Below are 19,788 nucleotides of genomic sequence, written 5' to 3'. Positions count from 1 at the left end.
GCAACATTGTGGCATCGATCGTCCGCTCAGGTCGTCTTGAACCGCCTGGGTTCGCTCGGCAACGGGGGAGGCGTGACGGCGGCGTCCTCGGCGGTCGTCTCGAGCCATCCGTCGTGCTCGGTGAGCAGATCGTCGAGTTCGCTCCGATCCACATCGCGCAGTACGACGACCCACGGGTGGTCCTCGTCGTCGTCCTCGCCGTGGAAGCGGCCGCGCCGTACGTCACCGTCCAGCCGGGCGGCGACCGTCTCGGCGTCCTCCTGCTCCCAGAAGTAGGCGATCAGCTCCATGGGCAACACCGTACGATCTTCCTCATGGGCGAGCGAAGCGAGGCCATCAGAAGGCACAGTGCATCTCGTGTCTCATCCGCGCCCGGAGCGAAGCGAGGACGTGGATGAGCAAGTTTGCTTGGCTGAAGGGGCACGGCACGGAGAACGACTTCGTGATCCTGCCCGACCCCGACGGCACGATCCACGGCGAGCTGGACGCATCGGTGGTGCGCTTCCTCTGCGACCGGCACGCCGGCCTCGGGGCGGACGGGGTCCTCCGGGTGATCGAGGGCGGCCGGCAGTCGTATGTCGAGGACGGCGGCGACTGGTTCATGGATTACCGCAACGCCGACGGCTCGATCGCGGAGATGTGTGGCAACGGCGTCCGCGTCTTCGTCCGATACCTGACCGAAGCCGGGCTGACCGGGGGCAAGCCGGTCCGGGTCGGCACCAGAGCCGGCGTCAAAGAGGTCGTGCTGAACGACGACGGCACGCTGACCGTAGACATGGGCGAGCCCACGCTGCCCGGTCCGGCGGGCGTGGTCGTGGAGGCGAACGGGCACCAGTGGCCGGCTGTCACCGTGGACATGGGTAACCCGCACGCGGTCGCCTTCGTCGACGACCTCCGTGAGCCCGGCAACCTGTGCGACCAGCCCACCTGGTCCCCCCAGGAAGCGTTTCCCGACGGCGTGAACCTGGAGTTCGTCGTACGGCGGGGTCCGCACGACGTCGAGATGCGGGTGCACGAGCGCGGATCGGGGGAGACGCGGTCCTGCGGGACCGGGACCTGTGCCGTGACCGTGGCGGCCGCGCGGGCGGCCCGGGACGAGCTCCCGGTCACGTATCGCGTCGTCGTACCGGGCGGTGAGGTCAGCGTGACGTGGCGTGCGGACAACCATCTGGAGCTGACCGGACCGGCCGTGATCCACGCTCGCGGAGACTTCGATCGGGCCTGGTTACCGGCCTGAAGGGGAATTCAGGTACCGCGTGGGGCGTTGACGTGGTTAATCGGGTCGCCTGTACTAGGTGGCCCGTGCCACGATGGAAGGTATATGACGACCCATTCGAACTTTTACGACGAGACCACCGACGTCGAACTTGACCTCACTGAGGGCGATGACTCCGGCGATTCGTTGACGGGTCACGACTCGCACGACTCCGAGCTGGGCACCGAGGGGCTCGAGCTCGAGGAACGCCAGGCCCTGCGCCGTATCGTCGGCATGTCGACCGAGCTGACCGACATCAGCGAGGTCGAGTACCGCAAGCTGCTGCTCGAGCGGGTGCTGCTGGTCGGCGTCTGGACCGAGGGCAGCGCCGAGGACGCGGAGAACTCGCTGGCCGAGCTGAAGCTGCTCGCCGAGACCGCCGGTTCCGAGGTATTGGACGGCGTGATCCAGCGGCGGAAGAAGCCCGACCCGGCGACCTTCATCGGTTCCGGCAAGGTGGCCGACCTGCGCAACCTGGTCGCGTCGCTCGGCGCCGACACGGTGATCGCCGACGGCGAGCTGGCCCCGGCGCAGCTGCGCAACCTGGAGGACAAGCTCAAGGTCAAGGTGGTCGACCGGACCGCGCTGATCCTGGACATCTTCGCGCAGCACGCGAAGAGCAAGGAAGGCAAGGCCCAGGTCGAGCTGGCCCAGCTGCAGTACATGAAGCAGCGCCTGCGTGGTTGGGGTGGCAACCTGTCCCGCCAGGCCGGTGGACGCGTCGGCGCGGCCGGTGGCGGTATCGGTGGCCGTGGTCCCGGTGAGACCAAGATCGAGACCGACCGGCGCCGGATCAACACCAAGATCTCCAAGCTCCGCCGTGAGCTGAAGGACATGAAGGGCACGCGGTCGACGATGCGCCAGGAGCGCCGCCGGCACTCGATCCCGTCGGTCGCGATCGCGGGTTACACCAACGCCGGCAAGTCCTCGCTGCTGAACAAGATCACCGGAGCCGGTGTCCTGGTCGAGAACGCGCTGTTCGCGACGCTGGACCCGACCACCCGGCGGACGACGACCTCCGACGGCCGCGTGTACACGTTCACCGACACCGTCGGGTTCGTCCGGCACCTGCCGCACGACATCGTCGAGGCTTTCCGCTCGACGCTGGAAGAGGTCGCGGACGCGGATCTGCTGCTGCACGTGGTCGACGGTTCGCACCCCGACCCGCTGGCCCAGATCCAGGCGGTCCGCGAGGTGCTCGGCGAGATCGGCGCGACGGACGTCCCGGAGATCATCGTGATCAACAAGGGCGACCTGGCCGACCCGATCGCGCTGGCCCCGATCCTGCACCGCGAGCCGGGCGCGATCATCGTCTCGGCCCGCACCGGCGACGGCGTCGACAAGCTCAAGGCGCTGGTCGAGGCATCGCTGCCCCAGCCGGACGTGGCCGTCGACCTGCTGCTTCCGTACGACCGCGGCGACCTGGTCTCGCGGATCCACTCCGAGGGCTCGGTCGGCCAGCTCGAACACACCGCCGACGGCACCCGCCTCACCGCCAAGGTCCATCCCGACCTGGCCGGCGACCTGACGCCGTACCAGGTGGCAGCGGCTCAGTAACCGAACACGAAACAGCCCCCGAGGTCTTGGCCTCGGGGGCTGTTCTTTGTCCTGCTCAGGGTGTCACTTGCGCTTGGAGACCTGGACCGTCATGGTCGTGCCGTTGCGCGAGAGGACCTTGATGTTGACGCTGTTGTTCGGCACCTTGACGCCGTTCTGCGGCTGCTCCGGGTACCAGTACTGCTTGCTGTCGTTGAAGGTGGAGACAGCGTTCTGGCCGCGGATGTAGTTCGCCTGCCCGTTGACGTGCAGCGTGAACGAGTCCGCCTTCTCCAGACCGAACGGAGCGTCGTACCCGGCGACCCGCGGCCGCCAGATCTGGCCGTCGAGACGGTTGATCGGGACCGGGTGGCTGTCGATCGGCAGCACCAGACCCTGACCGGGGTGCTCGTTGGTGTTGTTGTCCTCCTGCGAGGTGTCCCAGTACCAGAGCAGCAGACCGTCCTGGTACGGGAAGTGCTCGACCTTGTCCGGCAGCGTGCTCGCCCAACCGAAGTTGTACGGGCCGGTCTGCAGGTACTGGTCGTGGTCGACGTAGTTGATGTGCGACGCCATGTAGTAGTTGTCGTGCAGGGTGGTGAAGCTGGCGCCGGCCGCGCTGAAGCCGTTCAGCGTCCAGCCGTCGGGCGAGGTCTCGGCACCGGACGTGACCACCGCGGTCGTGCCTGAGGTCACCGCGATCTCGTCGGCGAAGAAGCCCTTGCCGCCGGCCGCGGGGTCGGTGGTGTAGCGGAACTGCAGGCCGATCGTCTTGCCGGCGTACGCCGACAGGTCGAAGGTGGCCGGCTGCCAGCCGGTGCTGGTGCCGTCGATGCCGTTGCCCTCGGCCGCCTTGGTGATGTTGCCGGCGATCGGCTTGTAGCCGGTGCCGTCGTTCACCTCGACGTAGGCGTAGTCACAGGCCTCCGCGCCACAGTCCTCGATGTCCCAGTTCGCCTGGAAGGTGAGGCTGGCGGGCTGGCCGGCCGGCAGCGTGACCTGACGGTTCATCGTGTGGGTGAAGTTGTTGCCTTCACCACTCCACCATGACTTGGTGCCGGCCGCCGGTGGCACCAGGTCGTGCACCAGGGGCTTCTTCGGCAGCGTCACCACCAGGCTCTGGGGTTTCTTGGTGTTGTACTCGTGCGGGCCGAGCTCGACGGTTCGGTTCTGACCGGCCGCGACGATCTCGTAGTCCAGCCAGCCGAGCTGCAGCTTGTCCCACGCGTTGAAGTCGGCCGCCTGCTCGCCGATGCCGCCGTCGGTCGGCTTGCCGACCCGGCTCTGGGCCATGATCGTCCACCAGTTCACGCCGTTCTCGACCGGCGCGCCGGAGGTGTCGTACTCGTCCGGCAGACCGAGGTCGTGGCCGTACTCGTGGGCGAAGACGCTGATGCCGCCGTTCTCCGGCTGGATCGTGTAGTCGCCGACGTACAGGCCGGTGTCGCCGATCTGGGCGCCGCCGCGGTTCGGCTGGTTCACCGGGCCGCCGGGGAAGTTGGCGTACCAGCGGTGCGACCAGATCGCGTCCTCGCCCTGCTGCGGGTCGCCGTCGGCCTGGTCGCCGCCGGCGTGGACGATCTGGAAGTGGTCGATGTAGCCGTCCGGCTCGTTGAAGTTGCCGTCACCGTCGTAGTCGTAGCGGTCCCACTGGTCGAACGTCTTCAGGTCCGCGGTGATCTGCGCGGTGGTCCGGCCGGCCGCCTTCTGGTCGGCGACCCACTGGTTGACCGCGTCCTGGATCAGGAACCAGGTGTTGTTGCAGACGTTGCCGGCACACGGGAACCCGTTCGACCGGCCGTAGCGGGCCTCGTTGTACTTGACCTTGACCCAGTCGGTGACCTCGCCGTCGACGCTGTACCGGCCGGACGACTGCTTCTCGTAGTACTTCTTCACCGAGTTGCCGGTGCCGAAGTACAGGTCCTGGAAGTGCTTCTGGTCGTAGTTCGGCTGCCAGACGGTCGAGTTGTCCACCGACCGGTCCGGCGCCGGGATCTGGTTGTTCAGCGGGCCTTCGAAGGTGGCCGGGCCGGGGATGCCGGCGTTCTGGTCCTTGTCCGGGTAGCTCGGGTGCCGCTCGTTGCCGAACTCGGCCAGCACGACGAAGATCTTGTCGGTCTTCTCCCGGCTCAGCTCGACGTACTGGTCGACCCGGCCGTTGGCGTTCTTCACACCCTTCGCGCCGACCTGCTTGCTGCCGAGGTTGACGACGGTGCTGCCGTCGCGCTGCTCGACCTTGGCGGTGCCGTTCAGCACCTTCGTCAGGGCCTCCTGCCGCAGGTCACGGCGCTTGTCTTCCTGCGGGCTGGACAGTTCGTCCGGCGCGGGTGCCGCCTCACTCGCGACCGGCGCGGCGCCCATCTCCCGGGGCGGTGTGGCGGCATCGCTGGCCGAGGCCCACCCGAGCCCGGCCGTTGCCGCCAGTGCCAGGCTGAATAGCCCGGCGGGTAGCTTGCGCACGATTCCCCTCCATGCTTGGTCGATGCCAGCCGCGTATGGTGACGCGGCGTAGTCAGTTGCTCCCCCGAGCGTGTTTTGCGCGAGAGTACGGGGAAAATCGGCAGAGCTGAAGTATTTGCCGGAAATTCCGGCAAAGCTGCGGGGAATCCTGCGGCAGGAAGTCAGAGCCCCCATACCGCGCCGCGCCGGAGGCGCGGCATCCAACACCGTCATCGGTGGAACTACTCAATCAGCCGCGTACGACGCCTCACCCGCGGCAGCCCCCGGAGTTGGCAGACTGTGCTGGTGGAGCGCGAGACGGTCGACCTGCTGCAGCCCCTGTGGCGTGCGCTCGTCGTGTTCCGCGTGATCACCTGGGCGTTCGCCTGCTTCGGGGTCTGGTCCCGCTGGGACGGGATCGTCCGGCCGTCCGGCGCGCTGCTCCTGCTGGCGGTCATGGGCGCCTGGACGGTGGTCTCCTCGATCGGCTACAGCCGGCGCTGGGGACGGCGGAACACCCGGCTGGCGTTCGCCGACCTGATCGTGACCGTCGGCTGTATGTACGCGACCTTGTGGGCGCAGCCGCTGGTCGACATCCGGGCCGGAGCCTCCGTGCTGACCTCGGTCTGGGCGGCCGGGCCGGTGCTCGCGCTGGCGATCTCCCGCGGCCGGGACGGCGGTCTTCTCGGTGCGGCCACGATCAGCCTCGCGCTGCTGTCGCTGCGCGGTGTCGAGAATGCGGCGGAGATCCTCGCCAACGTGCAACTGCTGCTGGTCGCGGGCCTGGTCGTCGGGTACGCCGCCTCGACTCTGCGGCAGGCGGGAGCCCGGCTCCGGAAGGCGATCGCCACCGAGAGCGCGACCGCCGAGCGGCTGCGGCTCAGCCGGTCCATCCATGACGGTGTCATGCAGGTACTGGCCCAGGTGCAGCGCCGCGGTACGGCGATCGGCGGCGATGCGCTCGAGCTGGCCGAGTTGGCCGCCGAACAGGAAGTTGCCCTGCGCACCTTGATGTCGATCCGGCCGACCGCTGCCGGGGGCGACCAGGTCGATCTGTGCGGGTTACTGTTGCCGTTGGCCACACCGCGGGTGGATGTCGTCGTACCGGCCGGCCAGGTGTTGTTGCCGGCCGCAACCGCGGACGAACTGGTTGCCGCGGTCAAGGAAGCGCTGAGCAACGTGACCAAGCACGCCGGTACCGAGGCCCGTGCCTGGGTGGTGGTCGAGGACCTCGGCGACGCGGTGGTGGTGTCGATCCGCGACGATGGGATCGGTACGACGCCGGCCCGGCTCGAGCAGGCCCGGGTCGACGGGCACCTCGGCGTGAGCCAGTCGATCCGGGGCCGGATCACAGACCTGGGCGGCACAGTCACAGTCCGGACCGGCCCGGGCGAGGGAACCGAGTGGGAGTTGAAGGTGATTGCGCCATGACTGTGTTGAATTCCGCGCCTCCGACGCGGGGGTCATGGGGCTTTGACTCCCGCCCTTCCCTCGTCGCTCCGGTCGCTGTGCCTTTGGCCGAACCTCCGGCACGGCGGGTCATGGGGCTCTTGCTCCCGGCCTTCCCTCGTCGCTCCAGTCGCTTCGCTCCCTGCGCTCCTCAGTCCAGGGCGGGAGGCCCCATGACCGGGCTCCCTGCGCTCCTCAGTCCAGGGCGGGAGGCCCCATGACCGGGCTCCCTGCGCTCCTCAGTCCACGGCGGGAGGCCCCATGACCAGGGTCATGATCGTCGACGACCATCCGATGTGGCGTGAGGGGGTGGCGCGCGATCTGGGTAGCCGCGGGTACGACGTCTGCGCGACGGCGTCGGACGTGTCGGGCGCGGTGAAGATCGCGCTGGCGACCCGGCCGGACGTGGTGGTGATGGACCTGCAGCTCGGCGACGGTTCCGGTGTCGACGCCACCCGGGAGATCACGACGGCGTTGCCGGACACGCGAGTACTGGTGTTGTCGGCCAGCGCCGAGCAGGACGACGTACTGGCGGCGGTGAAGAACGGCGCGTCGGGGTATCTGGTGAAGTCGGCGTCGCTGGACGAGTTCGACGACGCGGTACGGCGTACTGCCGAGGGCGATGCGATCTTCAGCGCCGGCCTGGCCGGGCTGTTGCTGGGGGAGTACCGGCGGCTCGGGGCTGCTGGGCCTGAGGTGCCGAAGCTGACCGACCGGGAGACAGAGGTGCTCCGGCTGGTCGCGCGCGGGCTGACCGCCCGGCAGATCGCCACCCGGCTCGTGCTCTCGCACCGGACGGTGGAGAACCACGTGCAGAACACGCTCCGGAAGCTGCAGCTGCACAACCGGGCCGAGCTGGTCCGCTACGCGATCGAACACGGCTTGGACACACCCGAGTAGCCTCAGGCGCTGGTTACAGTCGCGACCTGGTCGCTTGTGCAATTGTTCGCCGTACCGCTTGAATGACTCCGTACACTATGCGTTCCACCCTCGGTGGATGCTCTCTGTCACGACACCCGCACTATGGGTGCCCAGCTCCGGAGGCTGTAGTGAACCGGTCGTCCCTCATCCGTGCGCTGCTTGCGTTCTTCGTGCTCGCTGCATCGACGTACGTCGTCCTGACGGCCCGGCCGCAACTCGGCCTCGACCTGCGCGGCGGCACGCAGATCGTGCTGGAGGCCAAGGACTCGCCGACGGTCAAGGCGACCAAGGAGACCACCGACAAAGCGACCCAGGTGCTGCACCGGCGGATCGACGCCCTCGGCGTCAGCGAGCCGAACGTGACCCGCCAGGGCGAGAACCGGATCATCGTCGAGCTGCCTGGCGTGCAGGACCCGCGCGAAGCAGCGAAGGTGATCGGCAAGACCGCGCAGCTCACCTTCCACGAGGTGCTCGACCAGGTCGCCGCGAAGCCGGCCAAACCGGCAGCGGGTGAGGTCTACCTGCCCAGTGACACCGGGCAGGGCTTCCTGCGGCTGGCCAAGCCGGCGATGACGGGCGAGCTGGTCAGCGGGGCCGAGGGGTTGCTCGATCCGCAGCAGGTCGCCCAGGGCTGGTTCGTCGAGATGAAGTTCAAGGGCGACGGCGGCAAGATCTGGGCGAACATCACCGGCAAAGCCGCGTGCCAGCCGGTCAACACACCGCAACGCCTGATCGCGATCGTGCTCGACAACGAGATCATCAGCGCACCGCAGGTCGACCCGAACGGTGGCAACCAGCTCTGCAACCTCGGCATCTCCGGCGGCACCACCACGATCTCCGGCTCGTTCGCCGAGGCCGACGCCAAGGACTTGGCCGCGCTGATCTCCGGCGGCGCGCTGCCGGTGCCGGTCGAGGTGATCGACCAGCGCACGGTCGGCCCGTCGCTGGGGCAGGACGCGATCCAGGCCAGCGCACTGGCCGCGATCATCGGACTCGCCCTGACCGCCTTGTTCATCGTGATCGTCTACCGCCTGGTCGGCCTGATGGCGGTCCTCGGCTTGGTCGGGTACGCCGGGATGTCGTACGCGGCCCTGACCGCACTCGGAGCCACCCTCACCTTGCCTGGTCTGGCCGGCTTCGTGCTGGCGATCGGGATGGCGGTCGATGCGAACGTGCTCGTCTTCGAGCGCGCCCGCGAGGACTACACGTCCGGCCGCACCGACGGCCTGCGCCGGTCGCTGCGCAGCGGCTTCCAGAACGCGCTGTCCGCGATCGCCGACTCCAACATCACCACCCTGCTCGCCGCCGGCCTGCTCTTCTTCCTGGCCGCCGGCCCGGTCCGTGGCTTCGGTGTCACGTTGAGCATCGGCGTGGTGGCCTCGATGCTGTCCGCGCTGGTCGTGACCCGAGTGCTGGCCGAGTTCGCCGTCTCGCGTGGTTTCGTACTGCGGCACCCGCGGCTGAGCGGGATCGCGGGGCACGGCCGGGTGCGGACCTGGCTGGAGTCGCGGCGGCCGTCGCTGATGAAGCACAGCCGGCGGTGGTTGCTGATCACCGCGGTGGCGATCGTCGTCGCCGTCGCGGGGGTTGCGGTGCGCGGGCTGAACCTCGGCATCGAGTTCACCGGTGGGCGGCTGCTCGAGGTGAGCACGGCCCAGCGGATCACGCCGGACCAGGCGCGGGCCGCGGTGGCGGAGGCCGGCTATCCGAGTGCCGTGGTGCAGGCGTCGGGCACCGACGACATCACTGTGCGGACCGGGACGATCAGCGACGACGAGGCAGAGAAGATCCGCGAGTCCATCTCCCGGATCGGCGGCGGTACCGAACTGGTCCGCAACGAGAGCATCGGCCCATCACTGGGTGAGGAGCTGCGGAACAAGGGCCTGATCGCGCTCGGCATCGCGCTGCTCGCCCAGTTGCTGTATCTGGCTGTCCGATTCCGCTGGACCTTCGGCGCCGGCGCCGTCCTCGCACTCCTGCAGAACGTCGCGGTCGTGGTTGGCGTGTTCGCCTGGACCGGGAAGCCGATCGACGGCATCTTCCTGGCCGCGATCCTGACGATCATCGGCTACACCGTGAACGACTCTGTCGTGGTCTTCGACCGCATCCGCGAGACCCGCAACGCCCGCTCGACGGACAACCTCGGCAGCATCATCGACACCGCGATCGTCAACGTCCTGCCACGCACCATCAACACCGGCATCTCGACGCTCTTCATCCTGAGCGCGCTGCTGTTCCTCGGCGGCGACTCACTGGCGGACTTCGCCCTCGCACTGCTCCTCGGCATCTTGGTCGGCACCTACTCGTCAAACCTGACCGCGGCCCCGCTCCTGCTCGAACTCGAACGCCGCTACCCGGCACCGCCGCCGCGCCCGAAGCGCCCACTGGTCGACCGCGACGCCCAACCCGACCGCGGCGCAGTCGTGTAACCCCGCCCCCCACCACCTCGCCTCGCCCTCCACCACCTCGCCTCGCCCTCCACCACCTCGCCTCGCCCTCCACCACCTCTCACCCACCCCTGCCGCTCTTCGACTTTGTGCACCGGCCAACCGTCCGCGGCCCGGTTCGATGGTTGACCGGTGCACAAGGTCACGACGTGTGGTCGGTTGTGTGGTTGCGCGCCGCGGATGGGTCGCTGGCGGCGGTCGTCCGGGGTGGCTGACCAGCCGTCCTCCGACCAACCGCAGCCCCCAGGGCGCTGCCGCTTTGTGCACGGACCAACCGTCCGCGGCCCGGTTCGATGGTTGACCGGGGCACAACGTCGCCATGCGTGATGCGCGCCGCACCCGCCTACTCCCCTTCGCCGAGTCGTGGGTTCCGGTCGATGGTTCGGCGGTGTGTCTGACCGTGATCCACGACTCGGGGGGTGGCGTGCGGCGGGGTGGTTGCGGGAGTGGGCGGTGGTGGGGGATGGGTTGTCCACAGGAGGGGCGGCGGACCGGAAATGTGTCTGTCCCGCGGGCTAGGGTGTGGCGGTGGGTGTTGACGTACGCGAACTGCTCGAAGCCGCTGTCTCCGGAATCAACGGTCAGACACGACCTGGTCAGGTGGAGATGGCCGAGGCCGTCAACACCTCTATGCACGACGGCTCCCACCTCCTCGTCCAGGCGGGCACCGGCACAGGTAAGTCTCTCGGCTACCTCGTCCCGGCGCTCCTGCACGCGATCGAGGACCGCCGCGTCGTGGTCTCGACCGCGACTCTCGCGCTCCAGTCCCAGCTGGTCGACCGCGACGTCCCCGCCCTCCTGGACGCGACGGAGAAGCTCCTCCCGCGTAGACCGTCGTACGCGATCCAGAAGGGCCGCAACAACTACGCCTGCCTGCACCGCATCCGCGAGGGCGCGCCGGACGACGACGGCATGCTCATCGACGTCCCACCGCCCGGGCAGGTCGGCCAGCAGGTGCTCGAGCTCCGCGACTGGGCCGAGCAGCAGCTGCTCGACGGCGAGGCCGGCGACCGCGACCACGCGCCCTCGCATCAGTACCAGGCCTGGCAGCAGGTCGCCATCGCCGCCCGCGAGTGCCTCGGGGCGCAGAAGTGCCCGTACGGCGAGGAGTGCTTCGCGGAGAAGGCCAAGGAGCAGGCCCGCAAGGCCGACATCGTCATCACGAATCACGCGCTGCTCTCGATCGACGCGTTCGAGAACCGCACTGTCCTGCCCGAGCACGACGTCGTCATCGTCGACGAGGCCCACGAGCTGCCGGCCCGGGTCACCGGCGCCGCGGGTGACGAGCTCTCGCCGCAGATGGTCGAGCGCGCCGCCAAGCGGTCCCGCCGCTTCGTCGACGACGACAAGGCCGACGACCTGATCGACGCCTCCGACGCTCTCCGCGCCGCCCTCGACGGGACCCGCGAAGGCCGCATCGAGGCGTCGAACGGTCCCGTGCTCGAGGCCGCCGCACTGGTCCGCGATGCGGCCCGTGGGCTGTACTCCGACCTGAACAAGAAGTCCGACGACAAGGACGACGACCCCGACGGCGCCAAGCGGCAGGCCAAGGGCGCGGTCAAGGAGATCTTCGACGTCTCCGAACGCGTCGCCGCGCTGAGCGACCTCGACGTCGTCTGGATGACCGACCGCGACCGCTTCGGCCGCGAGCTCCGGATCGCCCCGCTCACGGTCGCGGGTCTCCTCCGCGAGCTGGTGCTCAAGGACCGCACCGCCGTTCTCACCTCGGCGACGCTCTCCCTCGGCGGCGACTTCGACGCGATCGCGCGCCAGGTCGGCCTCCGCCCGGCCGACAAGCTCGAGGACGACGACGAGATGCCGGAGGTCGACTCGGATTCCGAGACCGGCCCGCTCCCGTGGCGCGGTCTCGACGTCGGTTCGCCGTTCGAGTACGAGAAGCAGGCGATCCTGTACGTCGCCAAGCACCTGCCGCCGCCGCATCGCGACGGACTGGGCCAGAAGCAGTTCGACGAGATCATCGATCTGGTCACCGCCGCGGGCGGCCGGACGCTCGGCCTGTTCTCGTCCCGGCGGGCTGCCGAGGCGGCGACGGCCGCGGTCCGCGAGGCGACCGACCTGAAGGTGCTCTGTCAGGGTGACGCGCAGCTGGGCGAGCTGGCCCGCGAGTTCGTCGACGACCCGGAGACGTCACTGTTCGGCACCTTGTCGCTCTGGCAGGGGATCGACGTACCGGGGTCGACCTGCAACCTGGTGATCATCGACCGGGTTCCGTTCCCGCGTCCGGACGAGCCGCTGATGGCCGCCCGCCAGCGCGCCGTCGACGAAGCCGGCGGAAACGGGTTCATGGCCGTCGCCGCGACCCACGCCGCGCTGCTCCTCGCGCAGGGGACCGGCCGGCTGATCCGTCGCAGCTCGGACCGCGGGGTGGTCGCGATCCTGGACCCACGCATCGTCACCCAGCGGTACGGCGCCTTCCTGCGCGCCTCCTTGCCGCCGATGTGGCCGACCGCCGATCGTGAGAAGGTGCTCGGAGCCTTGAAGCGATTGCAATCGACATGAGTCCCGTGACCGGTCCGCCCGTGCTGCCGATGATGGCGGCGCTGGGGGAGATGCCGTCAGGCGCGGGCTGGTCGTACGAGATGAAGTGGGACGGCATCCGCGTCATCGCCGAGGTGGAGTCCGGTGTCTGCCGGCTCTGGTCGCGGAACAGCCGGGACGTGTCCGGCGGCTACCCCGAGCTGATCGGCCTGGCCGAGGCGCCGGGTTTGCGGCTCCCCGCCGTACTGGACGGCGAGATCGTCACCCTGGACGAGTACGGCGCACCCTCGTTCGGCCTGCTGCAGCGACGGATGCACGTCCGCGATCCGCGCCACCTGCGTCACCTGATCACCGAGGTCCCGGTCTCTGTGCGGCTCTTCGACGTACTTCGCCTCGACGGCAAGTGGTTGCTAGAGGCAACGTATGACGATCGCCGTGGACTGCTGGACTCGTTGGAGATCGGCGACCCGTTCTGGGAGACACCGCCCGCGTACGACGACGGGGAGGCGGCGCTGAAGTTGTCGGCGTCGACCGGGCTCGAGGGAGTGGTGGCGAAGCGCCGGAAGTCGCGGTACCTGGCCGGCCGCCGCAGCAGCGACTGGATCAAGGTCAAGCCGGTGCAGACGCGCGATGTCATCCTGTGTGGCTGGCATCCGGGAGAGGGCAACCGCGAGGGCAAGATCGGCTCGTTCTACTGCGGCGCGTACGCCGAACCGGGCGGCGACCTGGTCCTGATCGGCAAAGTCGGCTCCGGTCTCGACTTCGCCACCCTGGACATGCTGTCCGCCGAGCTGGCCGGCTTGGAGATCGACCGCCCACCCTTCGACCCTGCCACGATCCCCGGGCCTGACCGCCGTCGCGCCCACTGGCTCGACCCGGTGCTGGTTGCTGAAGTCACCTACTCCGGCTGGGCCGCCGACGCCCGCCTCCGTCACCCCGTGTGGCGGGGCCTCCGCTTGGACATCAACCCCGAAGCGGTTCTCGTCTGAATCCCTCGCCGCGAGTCCCCCCAGTCCGTCCCACGCCGCGCTCGCATCAGGCCGACACTCAGCCGCACACGCCGGCCCGGCTCCGCTCCCGTAAATGCACTCCCTGCGCAAACCCGAACGTCCGCCCAGCACGGGGCTGGCCGGCACCGGGCACCTCCACTGGGCACCGGCACCCGGCCACTGGGCACCGGCCCCCGACGACCGAGTTGGCACCGGGCACCGGGCAAACCCGCAAGGTTGGCACGGGGCACCCGGCCACTGGCCCCCGACCACCGAGTTGGCACCGGGCAAACCCACAGGGCCGGCATCGGACACCCTCCACTGGGCACCGGCCCCCGACCACCGAGTTGGCACCGGGCACCGGACAAACCCACAGGGCCGGCGCCGGGCACCCTCCCGGACTCGCACACCCCTCGGGCGACCTCCGATCGGGACCTTGCACACCATCTGGGGGCCTGGAACAGGTCGTGCCATGTTCGAGGACCCCATGACTTGTTCGAGGCCCCGCCCGAAGGAAGCTGAGCAGCGTGTCGAGCACCCGGCATCCCGGCACCCCTGGCAGCAGGCAGGCCTTCCGCGGCACCTGGCACCCGCGGCAGCCGTCGCCTGCGCCAGCCGTCGCCTGCGGCACCAGGCGCCCGCGGCATCCGGCGTCGGGGGCTTCTGGGCTTGTTCGGCGAGTGTCCAGGCAGGGTTGATGACGCAGCGAGTGTGCTAACGCGTGGGAATGTTCACGTGCAGCAGCGGAAAGCCCGGGCTGCCAGAACATGCGGTCACCAGGCCGAAATGTTCGGAATGCGGAGAGAAAACCTGCTGCGCTGAGACGGCAGCTGTTCAGGTGTCGCAGAAAACGGCGATTTTCAGCCAATGACGAGGAGAACTCCGGTGCTCTTCACGCAAACGACTGTTGCACGCGGCCATGATTCCCTCGAGGCCGCATCCGTAGGTCAGTCGTTCGCTTCCCGGGACGGCGCCGGAATCTCCAGCGCAGCCTCGATCTTGTCGGCCAGTTTCTCCGGTGAGTGAGTCGGCGCGTAGCGCGCGATCACCCCGCCGTCGCGGCCGATCAGGAACTTGGTGAAGTTCCACTTGATCCGTCCGCCGAGCAGGCCGCCTTGCTCACGCTTCAGCCAGTTGTACAGCGGAAGCGTCTTCGACCCGTTCACATCGATCTTGGCGAACATGGGGAACGTGACGTGATAGATCGTCGAGCAGAAGTTCGCGATCTCCTTCTCGTCACCGGGCTCCTGGTGGCCGAACTGGTCGCAGGGGAAGCCAAGCACCGAGAAGCCCTGCCTGCGGTATTTCTTGTAGAGCTTCTGCAGGCCGGAGTACTGCGGGGTCTGGCTGCACTGCGAGGCCGTGTTCACCACCAGGAGCACCTGGTCGCGGAAATCGGCAAGAGACTGTTCATTGCCTTCGATCCGCACGGCGCTGAAGTCATAGACAGTCGTCATGACTCAATGCTGACACGACACGCCCGACTTCGCGCGGCGTCTGACATGTCAGACTCGGCGCAGAACTGTTACGACCTTTCCGAGAATGATCGCGTCCTTGCCGTCGATCGGCTCGAAGGCGGGGTTGTGTGGCAGCAGCAGGATCTCGGTCTTCGTCTTCTTGAACGTCTTCACGGTGGCCTCGCCGTCGATCATCGCGGCCACGATGTCACCGTTCTCCGCGGTCGGCTGCTGCCGGACGACCACCCAGTCGCCGTCACAGATCGCCGCCTCGATCATCGACTCACCCTTGACCCGCAGCATGAACAGCGTGCCCTCGCCGACCATTGCCTTGGGCAATGGGAAGACCTCTTCGATCTCCTGCTCGGCCAGGATCGGCCCACCGGCGGCGATCCGGCCGACGACCGGCACGTAGGCGGCGTCCGGATGCGCGTCGCCGGCCCCGGTCTCGTCGTACGTCGTCTGCCGCACCGAACCGAGCGCTGTCCGCCGGGCCGCGGCGTCGACCTCGCCCGGGTAGCGGACCTCGATCGCCCGTGGCCGGTTGGGATCGCGGCGGAGCAGGCCCTTCTGCTCCAGCACGCGCAGCTGGTGGGACACCGAGGACGAGCTGGTCAGGCCGACCCGCTCGCCGATCTCGCGCATCGACGGCGGATAGCCGCGGCTGTCGACCGAGTCCCGGATGACGTCCAGCACGCGGCGCTGGCGCGGCGTCAGACCGGTCGCGTCGGCCGGGCCGTCGGGCAGCTCGGCCACGGTCCGGTCCGCCGGCTGACCGGCCCCCGCGGCGCGGCGCTCGTCCTTGCTGGAACCGCTCGGCGTCCTGGCCATCGGTGATTGCTCCTCTGGTCGGGCCGGCGGTCGCACACCGGCCAAAAGCTTGCTCGACTGACACGACCGTAGACCGAATCCTGAGATTCTTCAAACATCTGTTCGAAGGCGTGTCGGTTCGCACGTCTGTTCGTGTGTCGGGTTATAAGCCGCGGGCGAGGCGGCCGGGATGGTGGGAATTTACCGGGCGTGTCGTGGTTGGAAGTGGTTGCGCGACGGGCGCCTGTCGGTTAATCATTCGTACAGGCGTTCGATCGAACAAGTGTTCGGGCCGGTCGGTTTCCGGAAACTGTCGGAGGGGACCGGTAGACACAGATCGACAGCGCAAGACGTGGTCTGGACGAGGTCTGGAGGATCCGATGAGCACAACGGCTCTCGCGGCAGATGCACTGGTGGGCCGCCAGGCGCCTGAGGTCGCGCCGTCCCCGAGTGGGACCCCGCGCCGCCGCCCCAGGATCGCCGGCACCACCACCGAGCCGCTGCCGGTCCGCGGCTGCTCCGGTGAGGTTCTCGGCCGCCGGGCGGCCGACGTGCGTCGCGTCGACGCTGGGTCTACTCGGGTCCGGCGTCAGGCGGTCGCCGAGGCTGAGGCACCCGCTTTGCGGCTCACCCGCCGCGGCCGGATGCTGCTGACTGCCATCTCCGTCGTCGTCTTCGGATCGGCGATGGTCGTCCTCGGCCTGCGCGTCACCGGAGTCCTCGTCCCCGGCCCGGACTTCTCCCACACGGTCCCCGTCCAGGTGGCCCCGGGCCAGACCCTCTGGTCGATCGCCCAGGACACCAACCCGACCCAGGACCCGCCCACCGTCGTCGAGAAGATCGCCGACCTCAATAAGCTCGCCAGCCCGGCCGACGTCGTGCCCGGCCAGACGCTCCAGATCCCGATCGCGCGCTGATCAGACCGTCTTGGTGGCGCAGCCGATGTAGGACACAGCGGTCCCCTTCACCTGGCCGACGTCCATCAGCCGGCTGAGCCGGCCGAAGGTGATCCGACCGCGGCGGGCGCGGGTGAAGTTCCACAGCAGCGAGGCTTTGTTCGCACGTGGCCCGAGCCCGGTGATCTCGTCGAGGCGTAGCCCGTGCCGGTGCAGGATCTCCTCGAGCTCCGCCGGCTTGATGAACAACGCCCAGGAGTGCAGTTCGGTATCCACGACTCGCGTCAGTCGCCAGTCCTGCAGCAGTTTGACGGCCAGCAGTTTCGACGTGCGGGTCCGGTTGATGGTGTCGAACAGGTAGAGGCCACCGGGCTTGAGTACGCGCGCAGTCTCGCCCACCACCCGTTCCAGGTCCGACACGTGTTCGAGCACATCGCAGCAGTACGCGAGATCAACACTCGCATCGGCCAACGGCAGCCGCTCGCCCGCGGCCACGGCGTACCCGACGCCCAGTCCCGACGACTCCGCATGATCGCGTGCCGTTCGGACCGATACCTCCGACGGATCGAGGCCGACGACCCGGCACCCCAGCCGTGCGAACCCCTCGGCCAGGAATCCGCCTCCGCACCCGATGTCGACGGTACGCAGGCCGGCTGGATCGCGTCCGGTCCGACGGAGTACGCCGCCGAAGTAGGCGAGCCGCCCAGGCGTGAAACTGCCGTTCAGCGCGTTCAGTGGGTTGGCCTCGTCCCACCAGCCGCCGCCCAACCGGTCGTAGATCTGGTTGTCGATGCCCATCGCGGCCCCTGATCCCAGTAAACAACTTCGCTGGGAACCTCAGGCCCGGGCGGCCCGCCACTCGTCCTCGAGCAGGGCGTAGACGTACTCGTTGGCCCATTCGCCCTTGAAGATGAGCGCATGGATGTGGTGCGCCTCCCGGCGCATCCCGAGGCGTTCCAGCAGGCCGGCGGACGCGGTGTTGCGGTCATCCAGGATCGCAACGATCCGGTGTAACCCAAGATCCTCGAATCCAACTCGCAGCACCTCGCGCGCAGCCTCGGCCGCGAGCCCCTTGCCCTGGTAGTCGGTGTGCAGGGCGAAGCCGATCTCGCCCTGGCGGTCGGTCTCGCTGGCCCATTTCAGCAGCACCTCGCCGATCACGGTCCCGGTCTCGCGGAGCTCGATCGCGAGCACCAGCCACTGGCCCGGTTCGGTCAACTCGCCCTGGCTCAGCTTCTTCTCTAGGGCGACGCGGGTCTCGTCGCGATCCCGGACCGGCCAGGGCGTGTAGCGCACCACCTCAGGTCGCGAATGGAACGCGAACAGATCGTCCAGGTCGTCCATCAGATGCGGCCGCAGGTCGAGTCGCTCGGTTCGCAGCGGGTAGGTGGGGCGTAATCCAGGCACGGAGCCGTCCTCGAGTAGGCTGTCTAATGTCGTTAGACAATAGCTGCCCAGCTCGAGAGTCGACAACGAGGTTTAGTGACCAGACGCGACCCGTCCTCCCATGCCGCGGCCGGGATATCGACGGCCGCCATCGCCGACGCTGCACTGGCTGTCATCCGCGCCAGTGGCGTCGACGGTCTCACCATGCGCTCTGTGGCCGAGCGCCTGCAGGTCCGCGCCCCGTCGCTGTATCACCATGTCCACAACAAGTCCGAGCTCCTCGACCTGGTCGCCCGGAACGCGTTCGACCAGTTCACCGCGGACAAAACGGCGTACGTCGAACTCGGCAGCGTCGACGAGTGGATCGCGGTCACCAAGGCCGGCGCGCTGGAGCTGCGAGCGTTCTACGCCGAACACCCCGGCCTGGCCGGCCTGATCCAGTCGAAGGCCACCCCTGACCGCGACCAAGGCGAAGGCTCACGCGCCGAGTTGGTACGCGCGCAGATCCAGTCGCTCGTCGACCTCGGCGTACCCGAGTCTCGAGCGCGCCACATCTTCGAGGTGAGCGCCCGGTGGACGTTGGCTGCCGTGGTCGCGGAGTCCCCAGGCTCGACGGATCTCTTCAGCGATGGCCTCAATCTCTTCCTGGACGGCGTTCGCGCCCGCCTGCAGGAGTTGGCTACTTGACCGTGTCCAGCCACAACTGGGCATAGCGAGCACCGTCGACCGCGGTCGCCACCTGTACGGCGGTCGACGACGGCCCGTGGGGATCGCTGGAGAGATCCGCGGACCAGTCCCGCGTGTCGACGATCGTGCGACCCCGGGACCAGCTCCCCGCCAGCTCCACTCGCAGCGGGAAGCGCTGAGTCGTCAGCCCGGACGGATCGATCACCGCACACACCGCGCCGCCGTCCCCGATGCTCGCCCCGTCGGAGTTGTAGAGCTCGCTCCGCCTCTCGATCAGCTTCCGCGCCAGCTCCGCCGACGGCGATCCGCCCAACCCGCGCGCCTGGTCCAGCGAGATCACCACGTCGTAGAAGACATCCAGCCCGTACATCGTCACCGGTACGCCGCGCTCGCCGGCCGCACTGAGCACGATCGCAGCCGCCTCCGGGTCGGTCCAGATGTTGAACTCCGCCGACGCGGTCGCGTTCCCGATCCCGGCCGCGCCGCCCATGAACACGATCTCGCGGAGTCCCGCAGCCGCTTCGGGATAGGTGCGCAGCAGGAGCGCGATGTTCGTCATCGGTGCCAACGGGACAAGCGTCACCAGGTCGCCGGTCGTCGCGGCGTCCCGCAGTACGTCGCGCAGTAACTCGACCGCATGCCGGGAGTCCGTCGTACCGGTGGATCGCGGCCAATCGAGATCGCCGAGCCCGTCGACGCCGTGGACATGCGGAGCGGCCCGCACCGGCTGGAGCAGCGGTAGCGCGGCGCCACGAGCGACCGGAACGTCGGGCCGGCCGGCAGCCTCCAGCACGGTCAGCGTGTTGATCACCACGTCGTCCAGTCCGACATTGCCGCCGACGCAGGTCACGGCCTTGAGGTCGAGCTCGGGGTGCCGAGCGGCCAGTAGGAGGGCACAGGCGTCGTCCAGTCCTGTGTCGACGTCGAGAATCACCGGCTTCATGGCGCCATCCTCACGCATGCCGGGTTACATCCGGAGTTGGCGGTCAGTTCATCACCGGCTTGAGCGGTGTTCGC

16 protein-coding genes are annotated in these 19,788 nt (G+C 68.6%); 9 read left to right on the top strand and 7 right to left on the bottom strand.

What is annotated here, in order from left to right; all coding sequences use genetic code 11:
- Positions 1–26: 26 nt before the first annotated feature.
- Positions 27–290, bottom strand: a complete 264-nt coding sequence (locus OG555_RS41380; protein WP_329479432.1) for a hypothetical protein — start codon at positions 288–290, stop codon at positions 27–29.
- 104 nt (positions 291–394) lie between these two features.
- Between OG555_RS41380 and dapF the strand changes: the two genes are divergently transcribed.
- Both dapF and hflX read left to right on the top strand, forming a co-directional pair.
- Complete coding sequence (dapF, locus tag OG555_RS41375) at positions 395–1,237, top strand: diaminopimelate epimerase (RefSeq protein WP_329479429.1); 843 nt, start codon at positions 395–397, stop codon at positions 1,235–1,237.
- An 84-nt stretch (positions 1,238–1,321) separates the two neighbouring features.
- Positions 1,322–2,812 carry a GTPase HflX gene (hflX, locus tag OG555_RS41370; protein ID WP_329479427.1) on the top strand — a complete coding sequence of 497 codons (1,491 nt, stop codon included), beginning with the start codon at positions 1,322–1,324 and terminating at the stop codon, positions 2,810–2,812.
- Between the two features lie 63 nt (positions 2,813–2,875).
- Here the strand turns inward: hflX and OG555_RS41365 are convergent, their stop codons facing one another.
- Positions 2,876–5,251, bottom strand: a complete 2,376-nt coding sequence (locus tag OG555_RS41365) for an immune inhibitor A domain-containing protein (RefSeq protein WP_329479425.1) — start codon at positions 5,249–5,251, stop codon at positions 2,876–2,878.
- Positions 5,252–5,536: 285 nt separating this feature from the next.
- Here OG555_RS41365 and macS point away from each other — a divergent pair, with 285 nt between their 5' ends.
- The 5 genes from macS (at position 5,537) to ligD (ending at position 13,535) form a co-directional block, all read left to right on the top strand.
- Positions 5,537–6,661, top strand: coding sequence for a MacS family sensor histidine kinase (gene macS / locus OG555_RS41360; RefSeq protein WP_329479423.1), 1,125 nt, complete (start codon positions 5,537–5,539; stop codon positions 6,659–6,661).
- Positions 6,662–6,940: 279 nt separating this feature from the next.
- Positions 6,941–7,579, top strand: a complete 639-nt coding sequence (locus OG555_RS41355) for a response regulator transcription factor (protein ID WP_328519523.1) — start codon at positions 6,941–6,943, stop codon at positions 7,577–7,579.
- A 149-nt stretch (positions 7,580–7,728) separates the two neighbouring features.
- Positions 7,729–10,029 (top strand): protein translocase subunit SecD, encoded by a 2,301-nt coding sequence (gene secD, locus OG555_RS41350; protein WP_329479421.1) that lies wholly within the window; start codon positions 7,729–7,731, stop codon positions 10,027–10,029.
- A 540-nt stretch (positions 10,030–10,569) separates the two neighbouring features.
- Complete coding sequence (locus tag OG555_RS41345) at positions 10,570–12,567, top strand: ATP-dependent DNA helicase (RefSeq protein WP_329479419.1); 1,998 nt, start codon at positions 10,570–10,572, stop codon at positions 12,565–12,567.
- A complete protein-coding gene (gene ligD / locus OG555_RS41340; protein WP_329479417.1) occupies positions 12,564–13,535 on the top strand; it encodes a non-homologous end-joining DNA ligase in 972 nt (323 codons plus the stop codon). The genes OG555_RS41345 and ligD overlap by 4 nt, the downstream gene beginning before the upstream one ends.
- Before the next feature lie 947 nt (positions 13,536–14,482).
- Here the strand turns inward: ligD and OG555_RS41335 are convergent.
- The gene (locus OG555_RS41335; protein ID WP_328519527.1) at positions 14,483–14,992 is read right to left on the bottom strand and encodes a glutathione peroxidase; all 510 of its coding nucleotides are present in this window, start codon (positions 14,990–14,992) and stop codon (positions 14,483–14,485) included.
- Positions 14,993–15,040: 48 nt separating this feature from the next.
- Positions 15,041–15,823: a transcriptional repressor LexA gene (gene lexA / locus OG555_RS41330; RefSeq protein ID WP_328519528.1), complete on the bottom strand. Its 783-nt coding sequence runs from the start codon at positions 15,821–15,823 to the stop codon at positions 15,041–15,043.
- A 359-nt stretch (positions 15,824–16,182) separates the two neighbouring features.
- On the opposite strand from lexA, the gene OG555_RS41325 reads away from it, so the two are divergent.
- Entirely contained in the window at positions 16,183–16,719 is a 537-nt protein-coding gene (locus OG555_RS41325) for a LysM peptidoglycan-binding domain-containing protein (protein WP_329479415.1), read from the top strand.
- Here the strand turns inward: OG555_RS41325 and ubiG are convergent, their stop codons facing one another.
- Together ubiG and OG555_RS41315 are read right to left on the bottom strand one after the other, a co-directional pair.
- Positions 16,720–17,496, bottom strand: coding sequence for a bifunctional 2-polyprenyl-6-hydroxyphenol methylase/3-demethylubiquinol 3-O-methyltransferase UbiG (gene ubiG, locus OG555_RS41320; protein ID WP_329479412.1), 777 nt, complete (start codon positions 17,494–17,496; stop codon positions 16,720–16,722).
- 39 nt (positions 17,497–17,535) lie between these two features.
- Positions 17,536–18,105, bottom strand: a complete 570-nt coding sequence (locus OG555_RS41315) for a GNAT family N-acetyltransferase (protein WP_329479410.1) — start codon at positions 18,103–18,105, stop codon at positions 17,536–17,538.
- A 75-nt stretch (positions 18,106–18,180) separates the two neighbouring features.
- On the opposite strand from OG555_RS41315, the gene OG555_RS41310 reads away from it, so the two are divergent.
- A complete protein-coding gene (locus tag OG555_RS41310) occupies positions 18,181–18,771 on the top strand; it encodes a TetR/AcrR family transcriptional regulator (RefSeq protein WP_329479408.1) in 591 nt (196 codons plus the stop codon).
- On the opposite strand, the gene OG555_RS41305 is transcribed toward OG555_RS41310, so the two are convergent.
- On the bottom strand, positions 18,764–19,714 hold the full coding sequence (locus tag OG555_RS41305) for a nucleoside hydrolase (protein WP_329479406.1): 951 nt from the start codon (positions 19,712–19,714) through the stop codon (positions 18,764–18,766). The genes OG555_RS41310 and OG555_RS41305 overlap by 8 nt on opposite strands.
- Between the last annotated feature and the right edge of the window lie 74 nt (positions 19,715–19,788).

It is taken from the genome of Kribbella sp. NBC_01484, from assembly GCF_036227145.1.
Taxonomy (GTDB): domain Bacteria; phylum Actinomycetota; class Actinomycetes; order Propionibacteriales; family Kribbellaceae; genus Kribbella.
This window is presented reverse-complemented; position numbering and strand designations above follow the sequence as displayed.